Annotated in this window: 11 protein-coding genes; 6 read left to right on the top strand and 5 right to left on the bottom strand. The window is 57.5% G+C overall.

Going from position 1 to position 20,636, the window contains the following annotated elements:
- Window positions 1-31: 31 nt before the first annotated feature.
- The 5 genes from ABIQ96_RS24945 to ABIQ96_RS24925 all read right to left on the bottom strand — a co-directional run bounded on the left by ABIQ96_RS24945 (window position 32) and on the right by ABIQ96_RS24925 (window position 9,118).
- Window positions 32-1,639 carry a glycoside hydrolase 43 family protein gene (locus tag ABIQ96_RS24945; RefSeq protein ID WP_348217378.1) on the bottom strand — a complete coding sequence of 536 codons (1,608 nt, stop codon included), beginning with the start codon at window positions 1,637-1,639 and terminating at the stop codon, window positions 32-34.
- Window positions 1,640-1,650: 11 nt separating this feature from the next.
- On the bottom strand, window positions 1,651-3,042 hold the full coding sequence (locus ABIQ96_RS24940) for an MFS transporter (protein WP_348217377.1): 1,392 nt from the start codon (window positions 3,040-3,042) through the stop codon (window positions 1,651-1,653).
- Window positions 3,039-4,352 (bottom strand): glycosyl hydrolase family 28 protein, encoded by a 1,314-nt coding sequence (locus ABIQ96_RS24935; RefSeq protein ID WP_348217376.1) that lies wholly within the window; start codon window positions 4,350-4,352, stop codon window positions 3,039-3,041. The genes ABIQ96_RS24940 and ABIQ96_RS24935 overlap by 4 nt, the downstream gene beginning before the upstream one ends.
- A gap of 5 nt (window positions 4,353-4,357) precedes the next feature.
- On the bottom strand, window positions 4,358-5,899 hold the full coding sequence (locus tag ABIQ96_RS24930) for a glycoside hydrolase family 28 protein (protein WP_348217375.1): 1,542 nt from the start codon (window positions 5,897-5,899) through the stop codon (window positions 4,358-4,360).
- 78 nt (window positions 5,900-5,977) lie between these two features.
- Window positions 5,978-9,118: an autotransporter-associated beta strand repeat-containing protein gene (locus ABIQ96_RS24925; RefSeq protein WP_348217374.1), complete on the bottom strand. Its 3,141-nt coding sequence runs from the start codon at window positions 9,116-9,118 to the stop codon at window positions 5,978-5,980.
- A 166-nt stretch (window positions 9,119-9,284) separates the two neighbouring features.
- Here ABIQ96_RS24925 and ABIQ96_RS24920 point away from each other — a divergent pair, with 166 nt between their 5' ends.
- The 6 genes from ABIQ96_RS24920 (at window position 9,285) to ABIQ96_RS24895 (ending at window position 20,569) form a co-directional block, all read left to right on the top strand.
- Window positions 9,285-10,436, top strand: coding sequence for a DNA-binding transcriptional regulator (locus ABIQ96_RS24920; protein WP_348217373.1), 1,152 nt, complete (start codon window positions 9,285-9,287; stop codon window positions 10,434-10,436).
- A 730-nt stretch (window positions 10,437-11,166) separates the two neighbouring features.
- Window positions 11,167-14,886 carry a hypothetical protein gene (locus ABIQ96_RS24915; protein ID WP_348217372.1) on the top strand — a complete coding sequence of 1,240 codons (3,720 nt, stop codon included), beginning with the start codon at window positions 11,167-11,169 and terminating at the stop codon, window positions 14,884-14,886.
- A 24-nt stretch (window positions 14,887-14,910) separates the two neighbouring features.
- Window positions 14,911-15,606 (top strand): hypothetical protein, encoded by a 696-nt coding sequence (locus ABIQ96_RS24910; protein ID WP_348217371.1) that lies wholly within the window; start codon window positions 14,911-14,913, stop codon window positions 15,604-15,606.
- Window positions 15,607-15,698: 92 nt separating this feature from the next.
- Complete coding sequence (locus ABIQ96_RS24905) at window positions 15,699-17,063, top strand: pectinesterase family protein (RefSeq protein ID WP_348217370.1); 1,365 nt, start codon at window positions 15,699-15,701, stop codon at window positions 17,061-17,063.
- Window positions 17,060-19,621: a glycoside hydrolase family 88 protein gene (locus ABIQ96_RS24900; RefSeq protein WP_348217369.1), complete on the top strand. Its 2,562-nt coding sequence runs from the start codon at window positions 17,060-17,062 to the stop codon at window positions 19,619-19,621. Before ABIQ96_RS24905 ends, ABIQ96_RS24900 begins: the two co-directional genes overlap by 4 nt.
- A gap of 78 nt (window positions 19,622-19,699) precedes the next feature.
- Entirely contained in the window at window positions 19,700-20,569 is an 870-nt protein-coding gene (locus ABIQ96_RS24895; protein ID WP_348217368.1) for a hypothetical protein, read from the top strand.
- Window positions 20,570-20,636: the final 67 nt, after the last annotated feature.

Here is a 20,636-nt window from a genome sequence, read left to right as displayed (position 1 = left end):
GGGAAAGTAGTTTCCAGAGGTCCGGCGGCTCTTACGAAATCATCTGTTGGGACTTGCGGATCCGAACCTCACCATCCGACGGATTTTTCGACTCGCCCGCCCGCTCGTGCAGGGGAGCGAAATGAAAACAACCGAAGTCCGCAGATCCGGAGACATCGAGGATATCCGTGGACATGCAGTAAACCCCGACCTTCGCACCGATCCATTTTCCGGCCTTCGCGAAAAAGGCGGGACCGATCTGATAGAACCCGTCCGCTCCGCGGATCACGCCAAAACGGCAGACACCGCCCGCGCCGACCTTCACCTGCAGGATGACCGGGGATTCTCCGACGAGAACGATTTCTCCCCCTTCAGCCGATGTGACGAGGCGCACATGGTATCCCGCCGCGTCACGAGTCACGTCCAGCGCGGCATACTCACTTCCCATGACTACCAGTCCGGCATACAGGCACGGATGGCCGGGTGCGAGTTCCAGTTTTGTTTCCACGATGAATTCCGGTGCGGGAAATTTCTGCAAAAGGAGGTTCGGCGCGGCGCTCAAGTCGCCGTTGAGAACAAACTTCGGACGCAACCGCAGATGCCCGGGGCGCTCGGTTAGAGAATGCCAGCCCGGATCCGGATTTGCATGCCACTGCCATTGGAGACCGAGTCCGGGACGGTTGAAATCGTCGCTGGATTGAGGAATCGCTATCCCTTCCGTTTTTCCGACGTCCGGCTTGCAATGCTTCTTCACGGGCCGGCCCACTCCCTCAGAGTCCTGTTCCTCGCCGATCAGCGGCCAGTCATTTTTCCATCGGACCGGCTGGAGGTGCACGATCCGTCCGTAAAGATCCTTGTCTTGGAAATGCATGAACCACCATTCACCTTCGGCGGTGTCCACGAGAGCTCCCTGATGGGGCCCGTTCACTTCCGTGCCGCGCTGGGCGAGAACGATTTTCTGTTCGTAAGGCCCATAAATCTGGCGCGAGCGGAAGATCACCTGCCATCCGTTAGCCACTCCGCCCGAGGGAGCGGAAATGTAATACCAGCCATCCAACTTGTGCAGTTTCGGGCCTTCCAAAGCGGGCTGTTCCGGTGCGATCTCGGCAACGATTTTCCCTTTTCCAAGAATCCGGGTTCCGCAAACGCTCATCGGCCGGAGGTGGAGTTTGTTGCGGATGCCAGCGCGGGAACCAGCATAGGCGTGGGCCAGATAGGCTTTTCCGTCGTCATCCCACAGCGGACACGGATCAATCAACCCTTTGCCCGCCAACAGCAGATGAGGCACCGTCCATTCCCCCCCGGGGTCGGATGCGGTGATCACGAAGATTCCTTCGTCCGGGGTTGGGAAAAAGATCCAGAAACGCCCGTCGTGATGGCGGATCGAAGGAGCCCACACGCCTTGGCCCGGCTGGACCTCGGCGTAGCGCGGATGAGGGAGTTCTTTCAGCGCGTGATTGATCAGGGTCCAGTTCACCAAATCCTGCGAGTGGAGGATCGGCAGGCCGGGGATACAGTTGAAACTCGATGCGGTCAGATAGAAATCATCACCCACACGGATCGCATCCGGGTCCGAGTAATCGGCGAAGATCACGGGATTCTGATAGGTTCCGTCCCCCAGATCGGGAACCCATGGATAGCTATTTCCGGAATCATTCATGGCGTAAATTGTTAGCATTTTCCGGCAACGGCCTGCGGGGAAATTTTGGGGACTAAAATGTGAAGAAGCGCGAGGGAGAGGAGATACATCAGCGAGAAATAGGCGAACACCCAAAGGTAACTACCGGTCCTCTGCAGGATCAGTCCGGTGAATTCATTGACGAATCCACCGGTGAAATAGGCGACAAAGCCACCCAGGCCGATCACCGAGCTGATGGCATCCTTGGGCATCGTGTCGGAAACCACGCTGAACAGGTTGGCGGACCAACCTTGATGCGCGGAACCGGCCAAGCCAACGATCAGCACCGCCAGCCAAACGCTGCCCGCATAAGGAGCGAGGAATACCGGCACCACCGCAAGGGCGCAAATCAACAAGGTCACCTTGCGGGCGCTGTTGAGCGACCATCCCATTCCGAGAAAGCGCGAAGCCAGCCAACCACCCGCCACACCGCCGACGGCGGCAACGCCAAAGAACGCACCGGTCCACCACCCGGTGGCCTGAAGACTGAGATGGAATTTCTTATCTAGAAAGTCGGGAAGAAAAAATTGATAGAAACCCCACGCCGGACCGGCGAAAATACTCGCCAGCACATAAGCCCACACCGCCCGGTAGCGGAAGAGCGAGAGCCACGGGACTTTCACCGATGTTTCCCCCGCTACGGGTTGTCCGCTGCGAATATAGGCAAGTTCGGACGCGGAAAGCCGCGGATGCTGGTCCGGTTCATTGTAAAACAATTTCCAAAGAACGAGCCAGATGAAGCCGGTGCCGCCGGTCACATAGAACGTCGATTCCCAGCCGATGTGCGAATACATCCATGGCACCGCGATAGGGCAGAGGATCGCGCCGATATTGGTGCCGGCGTTGAAGATGCCGGTGGCGAGCGCGCGTTCCTTCACCGGGAACCACTCGGCCACGACCTTGATCGCTCCAGGGAAATTGCCGCCTTCCGTTAGTCCCAAGGCAATGCGCGCGAACATGAATCCCGCGGCGGTCATCGGCATCACCAGAGTCGCCATCGTGATGCCTCCCTCGGCGATGGAAAACCACGGATAGTTCATGCGGAACTGCTCGTTAAGACCGATATAGCCGCACAGGCCGTGGGCGGCGGCGGCGAGACTCCAACAGAAGACGAATATCGGCAGTCCCTTTTTCACGCCGAGCTTGTCGATCAGACGTCCACCAAAAAGATAACCGAAAGCGTAGGCGAACGAGAACGCGGCGGCGATGTGGCCGTAGTCCGCATCGCTCCAACCGAGCTGGGCGCTGAGCGGCTTTTTCAGGATACCGATGACCAGGCGATCGATGTAGTTGACCGCAACCGAAAAGAATAACAGCCCACAGATGATCCAGCGCGTGTTGCCGGATTTCCCTTCATCATTGGAGGTTGATGAAGCGGAGCTCATTTGAATTTCACCTCTTCGCCCTTCGTTTCAGTTCCCGTCATCCCGCTGATCTTGGCATCGAACAGCCTGAGCGGCGACCCTTCAACCGAGGCAATTTCAACTCCCGAAAAATCGATGCCCTTCGCATGAAAAACCAGCGCACCAACCTGCGAGGATGCCTTGATATTCTTCAGTGAGACATTCGTGATCGGTTCATCCGGAAGTCCCCACAAAATGATGGAGTTTTTCGATCCCGAAATGGTGACATCGCTGATTTCAATGTTCCTCCAAACCGGGTTTTTCGTCGCGCCGTTCGCTGGAAGATCCTTGGCCGGCCCGGCCGGTTCCTGCGGATAGTAGCTGCTGATGAAAACGGGATAGCGCACGCCGCGCATCGTGATGTTCCGGTAGTGGATTCCCTCCACCACGCCACCGCGATCGCGCCAGGCCTTCATGCGGATGCCGGAGGTGGTGCCGTCGAAGGAAATGTTCTCCGCTGTGACATTCCGCACTCCTCCCGATGTGTAGCTGCCGATGGAAAGGCCGTGGCCGAAGCCGAGCTTGCAATCGCGGATCGTGACGTTCTCCACTTCCGGCACGCCCGGTTCTTTCGCGGCGCTGCAAAGCAGGACGATGTTGTCGTCACCGGTGCTGATGTTGCAACCGGTGATGAGCACGTTCCTGACTCCGGATAGATTCAAGGCGTCGGTGTTAGGAGAATCATTCGGAGCGGTGGCGGTGATGTCCTTGATCGTCACATCACCGCACTGCTTGATCGAATAGTGGGTGTTCGGTGGATTCAGGGTGGTGATTCCCCGCACTTCCAGGCGCTCGCACTGATTGAATGAGATCAATTGAGGCCGACGGGGCGCGTCCTTGACGCCTTTGGCCTTTTCCTCGCGAAAGGGTTTCCACCAGACTTCGCCCTGGCCGTCGATGGTCCCCTCGCCGCTGAGCCGGATGTCGTGGGCTTTCCCGGCATGAATCATTGCGGGACGCTCGTTGTTCACCGCGGGGAACGCCGTGGGATCCATCAAAAGGATGGCGTCCTTGGCCAGATGAAGGTCGATGTTGCTGTAAAGGGTGATCGGCCCGGTTAGAAATCTGCCTGCGGGAACCATCACGCGTCCACCACCGGCATCCCTGGTCTTTTCGATGGCATTCCTGATGGCGGAGGTGCATGAGGTCATTCCATCAGGCACTGCGCCGGCGCTGACGATGTCGATTTCGCGCAAGGGAATGGATGGTAGGGTCCCCGCAATCGTGCGGGAACCGCCGAGGATCATCGCCGGGAGCAAGCCGAACAGCAGTTTTTTTGAATGGCGATGCATGGAAATCATTTTTCAGTCACTGCATCCGCGGGCACGCCTTTGCCCAGTGAGATTCCGCCTTTGGCCGCGGGGCTGGATTCGATCCGGATGCCGCTTGAAGACTCACCTTCCAGTTTGAGGAAAACATCCGGCTTCGGCGAGATTTCCGCATTGCTGATGATGACCTGTGAGGCGTTTGCCAGATCGAAGGCAGGACCTTTCCCGGTTTTCAGCCGCAGGTTGTCAAAGCGCACGTTTTTGATCGATGACGCCACGACTCCGAGTTTGGCGGTTAGATCAATGTCGGAGAAACGGATGTTTTCCACGGGCGAGTCCCCTTCTCCGGTGATGCGGATCGCCACCGGTGCACCGCTGCCGGTGATGCGCTCGAAACACATGTCGCGAAAGACCGGGGATTTTTCATTGGCCGCGGGGTTCTTGTCCGAGCTGTAGTCCATGTTGAGAATCACCGCTTCGAATTTCATGTCACGGACCTTGATGTCGCGGGCGTAAACTTTTTCCACCACGCCGCCGCGGCCGCGCTTGGACTTGATGCGGATGGCTCGGTCGGTTCCCTCGAACTCGCAGTTTTCCATGAAGACATTGCGCACGTCACCCGACATCTCGCTGCCGATGACGAGTCCGCCGTGGCCGCGCTTGCTGGAGCAGTGGCGCATGACGACATTTTCGGTCGGTCGGCCGACGCGCCAGCCGTCCTCGTTGTAGCCGGACTTCAACACCACGCAGTCGTCGCCGGTGCTGAAGGTGCAGTTTTCTATGAGCACGTCGCGGCAGGAATCCGGATCAATGCCATCATTGTTAGGTCCGTCGGTATCCACGTTCACACCACGGACGGTGATGTTCTGACAATAGACGGGATGGATGGTCCAGTTCGGCCCGCTGCCAATGGTGAAGCCTTCCAACAGAACGTTTTTGCATCCGTAGAGGCAGAGGAAATTCGGGCGGATCCCCGCCTCGGGCGTGCCGAAGACGCGCTTTTCCAAAGGCAATCCCATGGCTCCCATCTTGAAATGCTGGCCGCTTTCCTTCCACTTCCACCATTTCTCCGCATTCCCATTGAGCTTCCCCTTGCCGGTCACGGCGACGTTCGTGCAGTCCTTCGCATAGATCAGCGGCGAGTAGTTCAAAACATCGATTCCGCCCACACGAACCGGAACCACTGGCAGGTAGTCTTCGAAGCGGTCGCTGAAAATAATTTCCGCTCCGGCCGCGAGATGCAGATCCACGTTGCTTTGGAGATGAATCGGGCCGGTGAGAAATTTCCCCGCCGGCACGATCACACGTCCTCCGCCCGCTTTCATGCACTCGGCAATCGCCGAAGCGAAAGCGGCGGTGCATATCTCCGAGCCGCCGGCCCTCGCGCCGTATGAGGTGATGTCGAACTCCTTGTTTGGGAAAACCGGAGGAACAATGCGGGCGAGGATTTCCGGCATGGCAGCCCATGCCTTGTCCGCACTTTCATCCGCCCTGACACACCCGATGGCGAGCGTGAGCAATGGAAACGCCAGGGCGCGAATCCGGTGGGTTGTTTTTTTCAGAACTATCACTGTCTGGAACTTTGGCACGGAAGGCCCCGTGCAATCAATTGAGGATTCTGCGGAATGAGTTGAAGCATTTGCACGTCGTTATTTCACTGCTTTGAGGCGTGCAAAGAACTTCGTTGCTCCGGCGGTCGGGATGGTTACCGACACAGCATCGTCAGCGATGCCAAGCTCCGAAATGGCGACTCCCGCGCTCGAAGCAGCACCGACCGCGACGGTGCCCGACACAGTCAGATCATTCCCGTATTCCACGGAGAGAGTCGTATCGCTTTCCGAGAGATCGGACCGTTTGAACGAGAGGATGAAATCGGAGCCCGACTTGCTACCCGCCGGAGCGATGGCCGTGGCTGAAGAGTTTGGATTTCCACCGAGGACATATTCCAAGAGGTTGGAGAAACCATCGCTATCCGCATCATCGCCGGGATCCTGATCGCCGACGGCGAGACCGAATCCCGTAACCCACGACCCGAACCCCGAGCCACCGGCTACGGCGAGCGAGAGAACACCGGAGGTCTCATCAAACGTCCAAGTCCTGGTGCCGTCCACCTTGGTCCAAACGTTGGAGGATTCAGTGAAACCGGGGACGTTGAAGCCCGCCCCGAACGTGGTCGTAGGCAGCAAGCCTGAACCCACGAGTTGCCAGGAGTTGCCGTCGGCGATGGATGCCCCTGATAGATTAATGTTGAAAGTGCCGTTCAAGGTCACCGTGCCGACACCGGCACTTTGATCCACTCCGAGGATCAAATTACTCACCCCATCCGCACCGATTTCAAAGGCCAACGAACCCGTGTTTGTCAGAACGAAAGAAACGTCCTTTTGGGAAATCATCGTGTTGCCGGTATAGCTGTTGTTTCCGCTGAAGATGGTGGTGTAGTAGACAAGGTCGCCCGTGTTCTGATCATTCAATGTCACCGCCGTGGGAGATCCCAACGGGCCGTTCTGAATGCTGCCCGAAAAGGTGTTGTTGCCGCTGCCGAGGGAGATCGTGGAAGTAACTGCCGGGGATGCTCCGTGATTGGTCACCACACCACCGCCTAGCAGCGATCCAAAGGATTCGCCGCTCGAACTGATGTCAAAGATACCATTGTTCGTGAGACCGAGCACGGAGTGGAAAACATCGCCATTCTCCAACTTCAGCGTGGCCCCGGAAGCGACAGTGGCGGTGAAGGCTGTGACTTGGCCGCCCGTGTTCGGGTTGAAAATCTGCAGGGTGCCGGCATTCACATTCACTCCCCAGGAAGTGTTCTGGATACCGTTCAAAACAAGGGTGCCGGTTCCGTTTTTCGTGAGTGGCTTGTTGAAGCCGGATGTTGTCTTGAGAGACCCGGTCAGCGTTACAACTCCGCCGGAGGTATTCACCGTAAATCCAGTGTCCGCTTCGACGTCGAACGCGAGTGATTGCGCATTCGCCGAGTAATTGGTGATGGATTTTCCTGATAGATTCACCGTGTCGCCCGCCAGATTGAAGGAGCTGGCGGAGGGGCCGAAAATAATCCCCGCCAAAGCGACCGAACCGATTGTTTCGGTGCTTTGGTCGTTGGAGTTGGTGGTGTTGGCCCCTGCGAAGACCAAGGTGTCGCCAGTCACCGGGGCAGTTCCTCCGACCCAGTTGTTTCCATCACTCCAGGCACCGCCGCTGTCACCATCCCAGACACGCTCAGGTGTGGTGCCGTAGGTGAGCTTGCCGCTCAGTTTGCTGAAGTACCAGGTATTGGTCCCATCGTTATAGGCCCAGTAGCCGCTCCCCGGCGAGGTTTCCGCGAAAGGAGCCGCGACCGCAAATGTGGATCCGTAGGTCGAGGACGTTTCTACCAGAGACCACGTCGTGCCGACAATCGTTGGCCCCGCGGCGGCGACATTGATGTTGAAAGCGCCGTTGAAAGTGGTCGCTCCGGCTCCGGTCACCTTGTTGGAAACGGAGGCCGGTTGAATTGCAAATTTAAGGGTCCCAGTGTCGGCGAGGACGAGATTACCGGCGTTAACAGTGGTATTTCCAGTGTAGGTGTTGGTGCCGCTGAGCGTGAGAGTTCCGGAGTCGGACTTGGTAAGGTTGCTAGCGACGGTATTGACGGTGTTGTTGCCGACAGCACCGCTAACAGTCGTGCCGCCGGTTCCTCCGATGATCAGCGTCCGTGAGGTCACGTCGTCGCCGGCAAGGTACACCGGCCCCGACAAAGTGGTGGCTGCGGTGTTGTTAACGGTGAGCGTACGGTTGCCTCCGGAGTTCGTGAAAGAGCCGCTGAAGGTAAAGGCGTTGCCTCCGCCGATGGTGAAGCCTCCGGTTTGAATGATGGGATTTGCGATGATCCTCGCTCCATTGATTGCGACCATTGTGCCGGAGATAAAACCAAGGGCGGTGTCGGTGAGATTGTTGCTGGCGTCGCGCGCCCCGAGAGCGTTGTCGTGCCCGATTTCAAAGGTGCTCGTGCCACTGGTGAAGTTGATGGTCAAATTCCCAGTCCCCGCATTATTGAGCAAAGTGTTATTTCCGCTGATCGTATATTTACCGGAGCCCGTGCCACGAAACGCCATGTTGGCGGTGGTGGCAGTGTTGTTAGTGATGGCGAGCGCGCTGGTGGAGGTGCTGGCGGCGAAATTGGTGATGACGAGGTTTCCCTGGTTAAGATAGATGGAGGCACCGCCGGGAGTGCCGCTCCCGATCGCAAAGTTCGTAATCATCGTGGTCGCAGCCGATGTGGAATTCGAAAGCGTCATCTGGCGGGATCCGCTGAATGCGACGATCGTGGACCCGAAATTGATTTTGTCGGTATTGATGAGATCACCGATCGCGCCCGATCCGGATGCCGTAAGAATCAGCTTGCGCAGGCCCAACGTGATGCCGCTCACGCCCGGACTCACGACCAGCGCGTCCGAACCGGTCACCTGGGGATTGACGGTGAGATCCTGGCTGCCGGACAGGGTATAACTGCTGGTATCAAATTGAATCCCGCCCGCGGACAGGGCGGAACCCAGGGTGATTGTTCCCGCCGTCGCTCCGAACAGCGCCTTGTTGTCATCCGCCGCGGTGACCGACCAAACAGCATCGCTCGTGAAATTGGACCAATTGCTGTTAGCCGCGTTCCATGTTCCAGTGCCACCTGATGGAGTTGCCGGAGTGAAGCCGGGATCCCAATTATAAGTGCCGGCAGATGCCATCCCGGCGACGGCCAGAATTCCGCCCGAACAGATACAAATACGAATGAGAGCCTGAGTTTTTGTTTTCATGGGTTTAAATGTTGCGCCTGTGATAAGCCCTCCAAACCCTGCGGGTATACGGCCCTTTTCTGCAAAGGAGCTTGAAATTTAGGCGCGGGACGACTGCTTTCGCCACAAGCGTCCCCCGGATTTTCTTCATTTACACAAGGGCCCGCGCCTCCTATCTGGTCGGGTAATGAAGAAACAGAAAAACGTCATTCTCGCCCTGGGATGGCATGATCACCGTTTGCTCAACGGCATCGCGACCTACGCGACGGAGCACGACTGGCATATCTCAGCAGCCAGCGTGACCAAGGAGCTTGTGATTCCATGGGGTTGGGATGGAGACGGCGTTTTGGCGTGGCTGGCGGGAAACGAAGAACTGTGCGAATTTGTCATTTCATTGAAAAAGCCGACGGTCGATTTCAGCCTTCGGCGGGCGAATCTTCCATTCACCCACGTCGCTCAGGACCATGCCAAGTGCGCGCGGATGGCTGCGGAACACTTCCTGCGGCGCGGGTTCAAGAACTTCCTTTTTTACAGCGATTCCGAGAACTGGACATTCGAAGAACGCGGAAGCGGTTTCGTCGATGTCCTGAAAGAAACCGGCCACGAATGCTCCTGGATCAAGTGGCACAAACACAAATCCTTCCGCAAAGGCCGCGGAGAATGGTCCGAGCGCCGCTCGTGGCTGGCGGCCAAACTGAAACACGCGACGAAACCGCTCGCCGTCTTCACCGCAAACGGAACGCTGGCTGTGGAGGTGTTGGAAGTATGCGAAATGTCGGGCATCGAGGTGCCCAAGGATGTGGCCCTCATCGGCATCGAGGATGATCTTCTTCTGCCACAAACCACCCAGCGACCGATCACCGCCGTAGAGCCCAATTTCGAGGAACTCGGTTATCAGGGAGCTGCGTGGCTGGACCGGTTGATGCGAGGAGGAAAGCCACCGGAACTTCCCGTTAGAATCGCGCCGTCAAGGATCATCGCCCGGCAGAGCACGGACATCACGGCGATCAGCCACGAGGGGCTGTCGAAGGCCTTGCATTTCATCTCGCTTCATTTCAGCGAGAGCATCGATATCGACGCAGTGGCACGCAGCGCCGGCATGTCCCGCCGGGGCCTGCACCAGGCATTCACCGAGAACCTCAACCGGACACCGGGCGAACACTTGCGCAACGTCCGGATGGAAAACGCGAAAAAGCTTCTCTGTGAAACGGACAACAAAGTGGCATCCGTAGCGCTCGCCAGCGGCTATCCCAGCGTCAACAGCTTCTTCATCGCCTTCAAGCAGTTCGCCGGAATGCCACCGGCGGAATACAGGAACCAGGCGCGGCGCGGCCGGTAAGCAATCATTGCGCCCGGGTCCCGGAAGGAGCCCGCGCCGCTGTCGTGGATATTCTTCATCTGATAGATCATCTTCGCCCGGCACCCGGTCACGGCCTTTGGCACCCAGGAACGAAGCAAGCTGGGCTTCGATCGGCACGATGCCGACGGCAAGCGAAAGGGATATCGATTTGAACGTTGGGGTGGTCCGAAGCGGAACGTGAGAAGTCCTTCCGGGTCTGGAGGCGGCATGGCAATCGAACGCCCTCACTGCTGAATTCCAGCACATCGCCAGCCTAGCAAATCACGATGCCCAATTTTCAACACATCATGCAGAAGCAGGCATTTACAGGCATACTGTCCGTCAACGATCCTCTACGACATCAACTGGCAAAAATCACGGACCACCCCATGTGTTTCCCAGATCAGCAAAAAATCCATTTCCACCAGCCGGGCAAACCTTTGTTCGTCCGGTTATCTCACATACATCCATCTTCATTGGGTTGAAGGACAAAAAGCCGCCACGGTGATGGGTTTCCCGTGGCGGCGTTCCTTTCGCTCAACCCGCATGCATTCACAACCATCCCGCTGGGATTAAGTGCATAAATCCGCAGTCAATGTGCAACATCCGATACTGGCGGATCATTGCTCTGTGAATACTTGGCATTTACTTTCCTAACCATCGACGGTGATTTGAAAGACGGAATTCCGACAAACAAACCCATAGTCCAAGTTCAACGATTTACTCAAAGATGAAAAACCCTAACCATATTACCAAAGGCAAGCCACCACGGGGCCGCCTCCCAGGAAAGAAACAGCGGGGCTTCGCACTCATCGTCACGCTCTCGCTAATGATCCTGCTAACAGTCATCGCGGTGGGACTGCTTACGCTCTCTTCCATTTCACTGCGTGCGACCACCCAGGAAAATGCGATGGCCGTCGCCCGGGCCAACGCCCGGATGTCCCTAATGCTGGCCCTCGGCGAGCTCCAGAAGAATGCCGGACCCGACCAGCGGATTACGGCGCGAGCCGATGTGATCGACGAGAAGATCGCCAATCCAAGGCTAACAGGAGTATGGAAATCATGGGACATCAAGGTGGATGCCCCGCCGTCACCGCAGGATTATGAAAAGACCGAGCGCGACAAGAAATTCCTCGGCTGGCTGACATCAAGCACCGATGTCATCGCTTCGAGAAAAGTGGAATTCGCAGGCAAAACCACCGTTGCACCCGTCACCCTTTGGGGAAAAGGATCACTGGGTGATACCGCCCCCGCATCCGATGTAGTCACCGCGGCTAAAGTCGCAATGCCATCGTCTCACGGCGCTTTCGCATGGGCGGTCATGGACGAAGGTGTGAAAGTCAGAATCAACACTCCTTACGTTGAAAAAGCCTCCAGCCAGGGCATGCAGACCGCACAACTCGGTTCGGGAGCGCGTCCGAACACCGCTTCGGTAACCGGTTTGTCAAAATTACAGCGCCCGTTTTTCGAGAGCAAATCCCCGGGATTCGCAACCATCGCCAAGGGCATTACCAAACTCAACTTCGGACTGGCCACCGAGACGATCGCCACAGGAACGAAAGATCTTCTCAAACCTCTTGGCCATGACGTGACATCATCGTCGGTCGGCCTATTCACCGACACCGCCATCGGCGGACTCAGGGAGGATTTCAGCATTCTAACCAACACCACCTCGCTCCCGTCCCCATATGCAGGGAAAGGCGTTTACGCGACCCGGCTCGGGACGACAGGAGTTTCCGACCCCCGCTGGGAATCGCTGCAACAGTTCGCCCGGATCTATCAGGACAAGACGCGGCTAAGCAATGTCGGCGGAGTTCCGGTGATCAAGGCGCAGGGCCCCGCGAACTGGAAGGCATCCGCTGGATCGGACCCTGCCTCCGGGGTGCCGGGGATCGCGCAGCGCAATCCTCCTCCAGGTGTGGTGCTGATGCCGGACATCGCCAAGGTCCAGGTCGTATTCAGTTTGTTGACACGGGATATCTATAACTATCCGAAAGTCAGCGACACCACGCCCAAAATTCCCGGGGCCAAAGCCGACGAAATCAAAGCTGAACTTCACGGTCCCTGGGGCACCAATTTCGCAGGCTCCTCTTATGACTATCTGCTTCACCTTCTCTATACTCCGGTGGTCACCGTTCACAATCCCTACAACGTCGCCTTGGAATTCACCGAGCTGAAGATCGTTTTTGGAAATGTTCCCTTCGGCCTCCAGGTCATTCGCAACGGACAACCGCAAACCAAAGGCTTCGCTCCGCTCGACACGATGTATTACCAGCAGTCCGAGACGGGAACGCTTTCCAAGCGCTTCGGTATGACTTTGAAAACCAATGGCGGCACCCCCACCTCGCCGGCGGTTGGTTTAACGACTTTCCGCCTGCTGCCGGGTGAGGTGATGTTGTTTTCTCCTTACATTCCGGCAACAAGGACATGGAAAGACGAATACTCGGGACGTGTGTTTTCCGACTGGGACACCGGATCGGGAGTAACCCGAACCCTAACCATCGATGGGCTTCCCGGCTGGCGCGGCGATGGCATCGGCTTCGATCTCGATTGGTTCGGCCCGTCATACAACGGCCTCAATGCCGCGGTCGACGAAGTCGAAAACGGCGTGGCGATGTCGCGCAAGGGATGCATCGGAGCCAAGTCCACGGACGAGTTCTCCGTTAAATTCGCGCCGCTCAGCGTGGATACCCTGAGCAAGAACAAGTTCACCGTGGAGATGTTCGCAAAGCTTACCACCGCCTCCTCATTCGTGTCTTCGGGCATCATCGAAATGGATTATGAGTATCCGAAAGGCCTGCAGGACGCCCTGCTTGGAAAAGACGGCTCCATCACCTATCCGAATCCCGACAATCCCGTCAAAACGGTCAACACGATGGCGATGCATTCCCATTCGCTGACACCGATCAAGGACATCGCCACGGTCAAGCCATTCGCGGTTGTCAGCGCCCAGGCAAAAGCGACCATGGGTGGAATGAATCCGGACGGTGAGGATGGAAAACTGGCCACCAAGCCGTGGTGTTTCGCCCACGCGACCGTCGGCGTCTCATCCGGAAAACTCATCAGCGAGCATTCTGCCAATCTATCCCACGAGTTCGCCATCCAACGCCTCGACAACGGCACTAACAATCTCCTGCAATACGATCCGAAAACCGGTCGCGGCAATTTCATTACCGGCCAGACAGGCAACACCGGACTCAAGTTCGGCGCGCAATATGATATCCCGCTCGCTCCCGTTCAATCGCTCGTCAGCCTGAACAGTGCGAATCCCGGCGGTTCCTCCGGCTATCTTCCGCGGTTCGCCCAGCCCATCGGAAATTCATGGGCGCATCCGCTGCTAGATCCATCCAAGATCATCACTTCCGGAGGTTCGTATCCATACCTCGATCACTCGTTTCTCCTCAATCTTGCGCTTTACGATCATTTCTATTTCTCCGGACTCGCCGACCAGACAGGTCCGTTCATCCCGACCGGCTCAATCAAAAAGTCTGCCGACCTCGCGACAGATCTCGCCGCCGGAACTCCCTTGGAGGATCCGAGGATCACCCTCTACAATCCGCCCGGAAAGGCTCCGGCCACCCTCGCCACGGACCTCGCGGCGACTGGCGCCTACTCCCGGATCGCCGCGCGTCTGTTGATGAACGGGGCATTCAATATCAACTCCACCTCGGTCGCCGCGTGGAAAGCGATGCTTGGCTCGATCCACGATTCCCAAGCCCTTATCAACAAGATCAACAAGACTTCAAAGAGTTCGGCCCTTGCTACGATCAGCACTACGGATTTCAGCAAAAACGAGGCACGCATCAGCCGCTTTCGCCTCCCCGCCAGCGAATCGCAAAAGGACGCCAGCGTGGATCCCAAGGAAGCCTACTGGCTCGGTGCCCGTGAATATTCGGACGTTGATCTGCAACTTCTGGCAGAGAAAATCGTCGAGCAAGTCCGGTTGCGCGGGCCGTTCCTATCGATGTCGGAGTTCGTCAACCGCCGGTTAGGCACTGGCGAGACCGCCCAGCGCGGCGCTCTCCAACAGGCCATCGACAACGCCAACCTCAATAAAAGCCTCGCGGCCACATCAAGCGCCGGATTCGAAATCCCGGCATCGACCGTTTCCGGCTACAACTATAGAAATTCCGCCGCAGGTACGGGATCCAGCTTCCAGGGCGCGCCCGGCTACCTCAGCCAGGCCGACCTGCTCGGAGTTCTGGGAAATGCCGCCACCGCGCGCTCCGACACATTCACGATCCGTGGCTATGGCGAGGCCCGCGACGCTTCTGGAAATGCCACCGCCATCGCCACTTGCGAAGCGGTGGTCCAACGTGTTCCGGAATACGTCGACGGCGCGGACAATCCGGAAATTTCCATCGTATCGCTCACCAGCAATGCCAACAAAACCTTCGGACGCCGGTTCCTCATCACCTCGTTCCGCTGGCTCTCCGCAACCGAAATATAACAAAACGAACTTCCGATCAAACCCATGCGCAACCTCCTTCTCGCCATTCTAATGCTTTTGCCAGCCCTTCTCGACGCCCAGAACGCCCGCCCCGTCCGCTGCCGGTTCCTGAGTTTCGGCGGTACGGGACCGGCGATGTCCGCGATCGCCGTTTCCGACAAGGGCACGGAAATCACCTGTCCTCTATCATCCAGCCAGCTCTCGCCCCAGATCGTCTGCTTCTCGAAAAACAACACGATCCCGTTCCTGTCATCGGGCGACAAAAAGCCCCTTGCCAGCGCCAGCATTCCGGCCGGGGTCAATGCCGCGCTGCTTGTTTTCGTCCAGACGCCGAAGAAAGCCGAAGCCGCCTCGCTATCAGATTGGAAGGTTTTGGTAATCGAGGATTCGCCGAAAAATTTCCCGGATGGAGGAGCATTCGTCGCGAACTTCTACAACAATGACATCCGCTTCGTCATCGGCGAGCACAAGGGCATGCTTCATGCCGGTGGATCGTTCGGCTACGCGAAACCCGAGGAACGCGATTCCTTCAACATGGCCCCGGTGGTGTTCGAATTCATTCAGGAAGACAAATGGCATATCGCCAACGAAAGCGCGCTGCGTTTCCTGCCCGGCATGCGTTACTTGATTTTCGCCTACGTGGACCCGGCATCGGGACGCCCGAAAATCAATACCTATCAGGATTTCGCAACGCCCGCCGTGACACCTGCGGCACCGTAGTTTGAATCGCGGGAGTGTTGGTCCCGCCTCCCTGTCAAGTCCCACAAAAACGCATCCACAAACCCCGGGCAATGCGCCACAGTCGAAGCGTCATGCGCTCCCAAACCCTGCTTCGTCCGCTGCTGCTTGCATCGGGCGCTCTGCTTCTCACCGCTCGCCCGTCACATGCGGAGCTGTCATTGACCCGGCGCAATCCTTCCAGTGGGGCCACGGCCGTATGCCCGGACACACCCTTGGGTTTCACGTTTAACGAAAACGTGGCGCTCGGGACCGCAGGCCAAGTGAAGGTGATCCGAAACAGCGATGGCAAGGTGGTGGACACGGTTGACGTCGCCGGAAATCCTCAAACGAATTCCTATGGCATCAAACAACTGCACTACGAACCCTTCCGGATCGAAGGCGCCACGGTGACCGTTCAACTCCACTCGCACGTGCTGGATGCCGAGGCGGCCAACGCGTTTTCGATCGTCGTCGATCCCGGCGTGTTCCAATCCGCAAGCGGAGAAAAATTTCCGGGAATTTCTAACGGCAACTGGCAATTTGCCACACGCCCTCCGCTGCCCAAGGGTAAAACCCGGATAGAAGTCGCGCCGGACGATCACGGCGATTTCCGCACACTCCAGGGCGCGGTGGACTATGTGCCTGAGGACAACCAGACACCGTTTGAGATCCATATCCGCAATGGCACCTACGATTCCATCACCTCCCTCGGTCCTGGTAGAAACCGGATCCGGCTGATCGGTGAGGATCGTAAAAAAACCATTCTCTCCGGACGCAACAACGACAAGTTGAACCCCGGCCGCATGGGACGTCCGTTCCTGAGCGTGGATTCGGACGATGTGACGATCAAAAACCTCACCCTCCGCAACACCACTCCCTATGCAGGATCGCAGGCCGAGGCGCTTCGCATGGAGGGTCTTCGCTGCACCGTGCGCAACTGCGACATCACCAGCTATCAGGACACCCTGCTGCTCAACGGCAGCATTTATGTCGCCGATTGTTATATCGAGGGCGACGTGGATTTCATTTGGGGACACGGCACCACTTTTTTCGAAGATTGCGAACTGAAGGCGATGCACGATGGCTACTACGTCACGTCGCGAAACCCGGCGGACAAGTTCGGTTTCATCTTTTCCAACTGCAAACTCACCGCCGCGCCAGGCGTCAAAAAGAACTGGCTCGCACGGATCGATGCCGATCGCTTCCCCGACAGCGCAGTGGCCTTCATCAACTGCCGGATGGGCCCGCACATTCCTGACGCAGGCTGGCTGATCACCGGCAATGACACCAGTCGTCTCCGCTTTCAGGAATTCAACAGCACCACTCCGGACGACAAGCCACTGGACATCAGCCACCGTCACGCGGCATCACATCAGCTAACAGCCACCGAAGCCGCCACGTTGGCCGACGCGAACAAAGTCCTGAGTGCCAAAGAAATCTGGAAACCCAACCCATGAAATCATTATCCCTACTCGTCCTGCCCATCGTCGCCTTGCTCGCCAGCACCCTATGCTGCAAGGCCGCGCCCAAGGACTTCAATGGCGCGACACCTCTGCAATGGTCCGTGCGCATGGCGGACTCGGAAATCTCCCGACTCGGCGACAAACTCGCCTGGCGCGAGGGCCGCAGCGTGAAGTGGGATTACACCGCCGGCCTCTTCACCTTGTCGCTGCTCAAGCTGAACGAAAAAGTTCCGACGCCCGACTATGTTGATTTCAGCAAGGATGCCATCGGTTCCTTCATCAGCGAGAATGGAAGCATCCAAGGCTACAAGCCGGAAGAGCACAACATCGACAACGTCGCTCCCGGCAAGACGGTCATCGCGCTCTACGAACTAACCAAAGAGGAACGCTATCAAAAGGCGGCCGCCTTGTTACGCAAGCAACTGGATACCCACCCGCGCACCAGCCAGGGCGGTTTCTGGCACAAGCAGCGCTATCCCTGGCAGATGTGGCTGGACGGCCTGTTCATGGGCGCGCCGTTCTATACGGAATACACGGTGGATTTCAAAGGCCCCGCCGCCGATCTCGACGACGTGGTGAAACAATTCCGCCTGATCGACGAGCATCTCTACGATGCGAAGAGCGGACTCTACTGGCACGGTTGGGACGAAAAGCGCGAACAGGACTGGGCGGACAAGACCACCGGCCTTTCCGCGAATTTCTGGGGCCGCGCCGCCGGCTGGTGGGCGATGGCTCAGGTGGATGTGCTCGATTTCCTACCGAAGGATCATCCCGGCCGAGCTGAAATCATTTCCCTCGTTAGAAAAACCAGCGACGGCATCGTGAAACATCAGGATCCGGCGAGCGGGCTCTGGTGGCAGGTGCTCGACAAGGGCGGAAAGGAAGGCAACTACCTCGAAGCCACCGCCAGCGCGATGTTTGTCTATTCGATGGCGAAGGCGGTGAACCACGGCTACCTGACACGCGACTACATTCCAGCCATCATCAAAGGTTACAACGGCATCATCGATCAACTGATCAAAAAAGATGCAGACGGAAAAATCTCACTGACCCGCTGCTGCTCGGTCGCCGGACTGGGTTCCGGTCGCGACGGTTCATATGCTTATTACCTGCGCGAGCCGATCGTGGACAACGATCTCAAGGGTGTCGGCCCGTTGATCCTCGCGGGCATCGAATTGCAAAAGCTGCTAGATCTGCCGATGTCGGCGACCCACGAAATCAAGGCCTCGATGGAAGCAAAGCCGTCGTTGGCGAAAGAATGGGCTCAGATGCCGGAGATCCTCGCACGCATCAAGCCGCCGGTGATTCCGAGCCGCGAATTCTCCATCATGAACTTCGGCGCGGCGGCAGATGGAAAAACGGATTCGAGTGCAGCGATCACAAAAGCGATCGAAGCCGCATCAACCGCCGGCGGCGGTCGCATCATCGTTCCTGCGGGCGAGTATGTCACCGGTCCCATCCACCTGAAGAGCAACATTGAGCTGCATCTCGAAGGCGGATCGACCCTGAAATTCAAGACGGACCCGAATGCCTATCAGCCGGCGGTCCGCACGTTTTTCGAAGGCATGGAATGTTACAACCATTCGCCGCTCATCTACGCGTTCGAGGCGGAAAACATCTCCGTCACCGGTGAAGGAACCCTCGACGGACAGGCGGAGGAAGGCAATTGGTGGTCCACCAAAGGTTCGAAGGACAGCGAAGGAAAGCCCGCGAAAACCCAGAACGCAGCGCGCAAGCGTCTCGCCGAAATGGTGGCGGACGGAACACCGGTGGAGGAGCGCAGGTTCGGCGTGAACGATTACCTGCGCCCGAGTTTCATCGAACCTTTCAAATGCCGCAACGTCCTGATCGAAGGCGTCCGCATCGTCCGCTCCCCGATGTGGGAGGTGCATCCCGTGCTCAGCACCAATGTGACCGTGCGAGGTGTCCGGATTTCAAGCCATGGCCCTAACAACGACGGCTGCGATCCCGAGGCTTCCAAGGATGTTCTGATCGAGGATTGCGTGTTCGACACCGGTGACGATTGCATCGCCATCAAGTCCGGGCGCAACAACGATGGTCGCCGCATCGGCATCCCAACAGAGAATGTCATCGTCCGCCGCTGCACCATGAAGGACGGCCACGGCGGAGTGACCATTGGCAGCGAAATTTCCGGGGGTGCCAGAAATGTCTTTGTCGAGGATTGCGTCATGGACAGCCCGGATCTCGACCGAGCCATCCGATTCAAATCGAACGCCGTGCGTGGTGGCGTTGTGGAAAATATTTTCGTCCGAAATGTGAAAGTCGGCACGGTTCGCGACGCGGCGCTGCAGATCGATTTCAGCTATGAAGAAGGCGCGAATGGCCCGCACAAACCGGTCGTGCGCAACGTCATCATCGAAAACATGACGGTCGACAATGCGAAGCGGGTGCTGGATGTGAACGGTTTTCCGGGTTCCGAAATCAGCGGCATCCGCATCTACAACTCGACGTTCAAAGGCATCACCAAGAACGACACGGTCATCGAGGGCGACGTGAAATTGGAAACCTGCGTGGTCGAGCGGAAGAAGTGATCGTCGTTGGTTGGGGAATGAAAATTTCCCGAAATTTGTTCAAAGATTTCAAAGGGGCATTTCGTTTGAACCGCTCCTATGAAACACCGCTCGCTCGCATTTTGCCTCGCCGCTTCCGCCATTCCCATGGTTTCCGCCTCCGCTCAAAGCGCCGTATCGCCGCCTGTGGTCGGCGACGTGATGGTGAGTGGCGGCACTCTGGAGGAAGACAAACCCGATGGCGTGAACGGAGAACCGGAATGGGTGAAACAGCGCCGTTTCAGCCTCACCCGGATTTACGTGCAGAAGGATCCTTGGGAAATGGGAGTCGAGCAATGGTATCGGGGCCGCACCTACGACGGTGGCCGTGTTACCCAACGCTCGCAGACCGAATTTGAATTGGGCCTTCCCTATCGAATGCAGTTAGACGTCTATGAAAAGGCGATTCACGACAACACGGACGACAAAGGCTGGCAACAGGACGAAGTCGCCGTTGAACTCCGCTATGCGTTCGCCGATTGGGACGTGATCCCGCTCAACCCCGCGCTTTATGTCGAATACGCATTCGCCCATGAGGGCAGCGATGTCCTCGAGTCCAAGATTCTTTTCGGTGATGACTTCGGCCAAGGCTGGCATTGGGGTGCCAACCTCATCCATGAAACCCAGGTATGGGGTGACAGGACAGATGAATTCGCCGTCTCGGGAGGGATTTCAAAAACCATCGTCGACAGCTGCTTCTCGATCGGTGCGGAAGCGAAATGGTCGCACGTGACGGATGAGAAATCGGAGTTCATCCTCGGCCCTTCATTCCAGTGGCGGCCGACTGCCAACACCCACCTAGACCTCGTCACCCTCGGCGGCCTGACAGACTCAGCGCCAAACTTCGAAGGTTGGCTGATCTTCGGTTTCGATTTCGGTGGCCCTTCCAAAGACGGAGGTTACAAACCCACATCACTGGGCGGGCATTGACCGCCAACGAATGATCCCCTGTTCCCTGAAGCCGTTGGTTAAAAGACCTTCGGGAGTTCCACTCCCG

It is taken from the genome of Luteolibacter sp., assembly GCF_039920825.1.
Lineage (GTDB): Bacteria > Verrucomicrobiota > Verrucomicrobiia > Verrucomicrobiales > Akkermansiaceae > Luteolibacter.
The sequence above is the reverse complement of the archived record's forward strand: the minus strand, read 5'-3'. Positions and strand labels throughout refer to the sequence as shown.

Excerpts from the sequence above, each read along its gene's own strand:
- ABIQ96_RS24945 (WP_348217378.1), bottom strand. The coding sequence starts at position 1,639 with ATGAATGATTCCGGAAATAGCTATCCATGGGTTCCCGATCTGGGGGAC.
- ABIQ96_RS24940 (WP_348217377.1), bottom strand. The coding sequence starts at position 3,042 with ATGAGCTCCGCTTCATCAACCTCCAATGATGAAGGGAAATCCGGCAAC.
- ABIQ96_RS24935 (WP_348217376.1), bottom strand. The coding sequence starts at position 4,352 with ATGCATCGCCATTCAAAAAAACTGCTGTTCGGCTTGCTCCCGGCGATG.
- ABIQ96_RS24925 (WP_348217374.1), bottom strand. The coding sequence starts at position 9,118 with ATGAAAACAAAAACTCAGGCTCTCATTCGTATTTGTATCTGTTCGGGC.
- ABIQ96_RS24920 (WP_348217373.1), top strand. The coding sequence starts at position 9,285 with ATGAAGAAACAGAAAAACGTCATTCTCGCCCTGGGATGGCATGATCAC.
- ABIQ96_RS24915 (WP_348217372.1), top strand. The coding sequence starts at position 11,167 with ATGAAAAACCCTAACCATATTACCAAAGGCAAGCCACCACGGGGCCGC.
- ABIQ96_RS24910 (WP_348217371.1), top strand. The coding sequence starts at position 14,911 with ATGCGCAACCTCCTTCTCGCCATTCTAATGCTTTTGCCAGCCCTTCTC.
- ABIQ96_RS24905 (WP_348217370.1), top strand. The coding sequence starts at position 15,699 with ATGCGCTCCCAAACCCTGCTTCGTCCGCTGCTGCTTGCATCGGGCGCT.
- ABIQ96_RS24900 (WP_348217369.1), top strand. The coding sequence starts at position 17,060 with ATGAAATCATTATCCCTACTCGTCCTGCCCATCGTCGCCTTGCTCGCC.
- ABIQ96_RS24895 (WP_348217368.1), top strand. The coding sequence starts at position 19,700 with ATGAAACACCGCTCGCTCGCATTTTGCCTCGCCGCTTCCGCCATTCCC.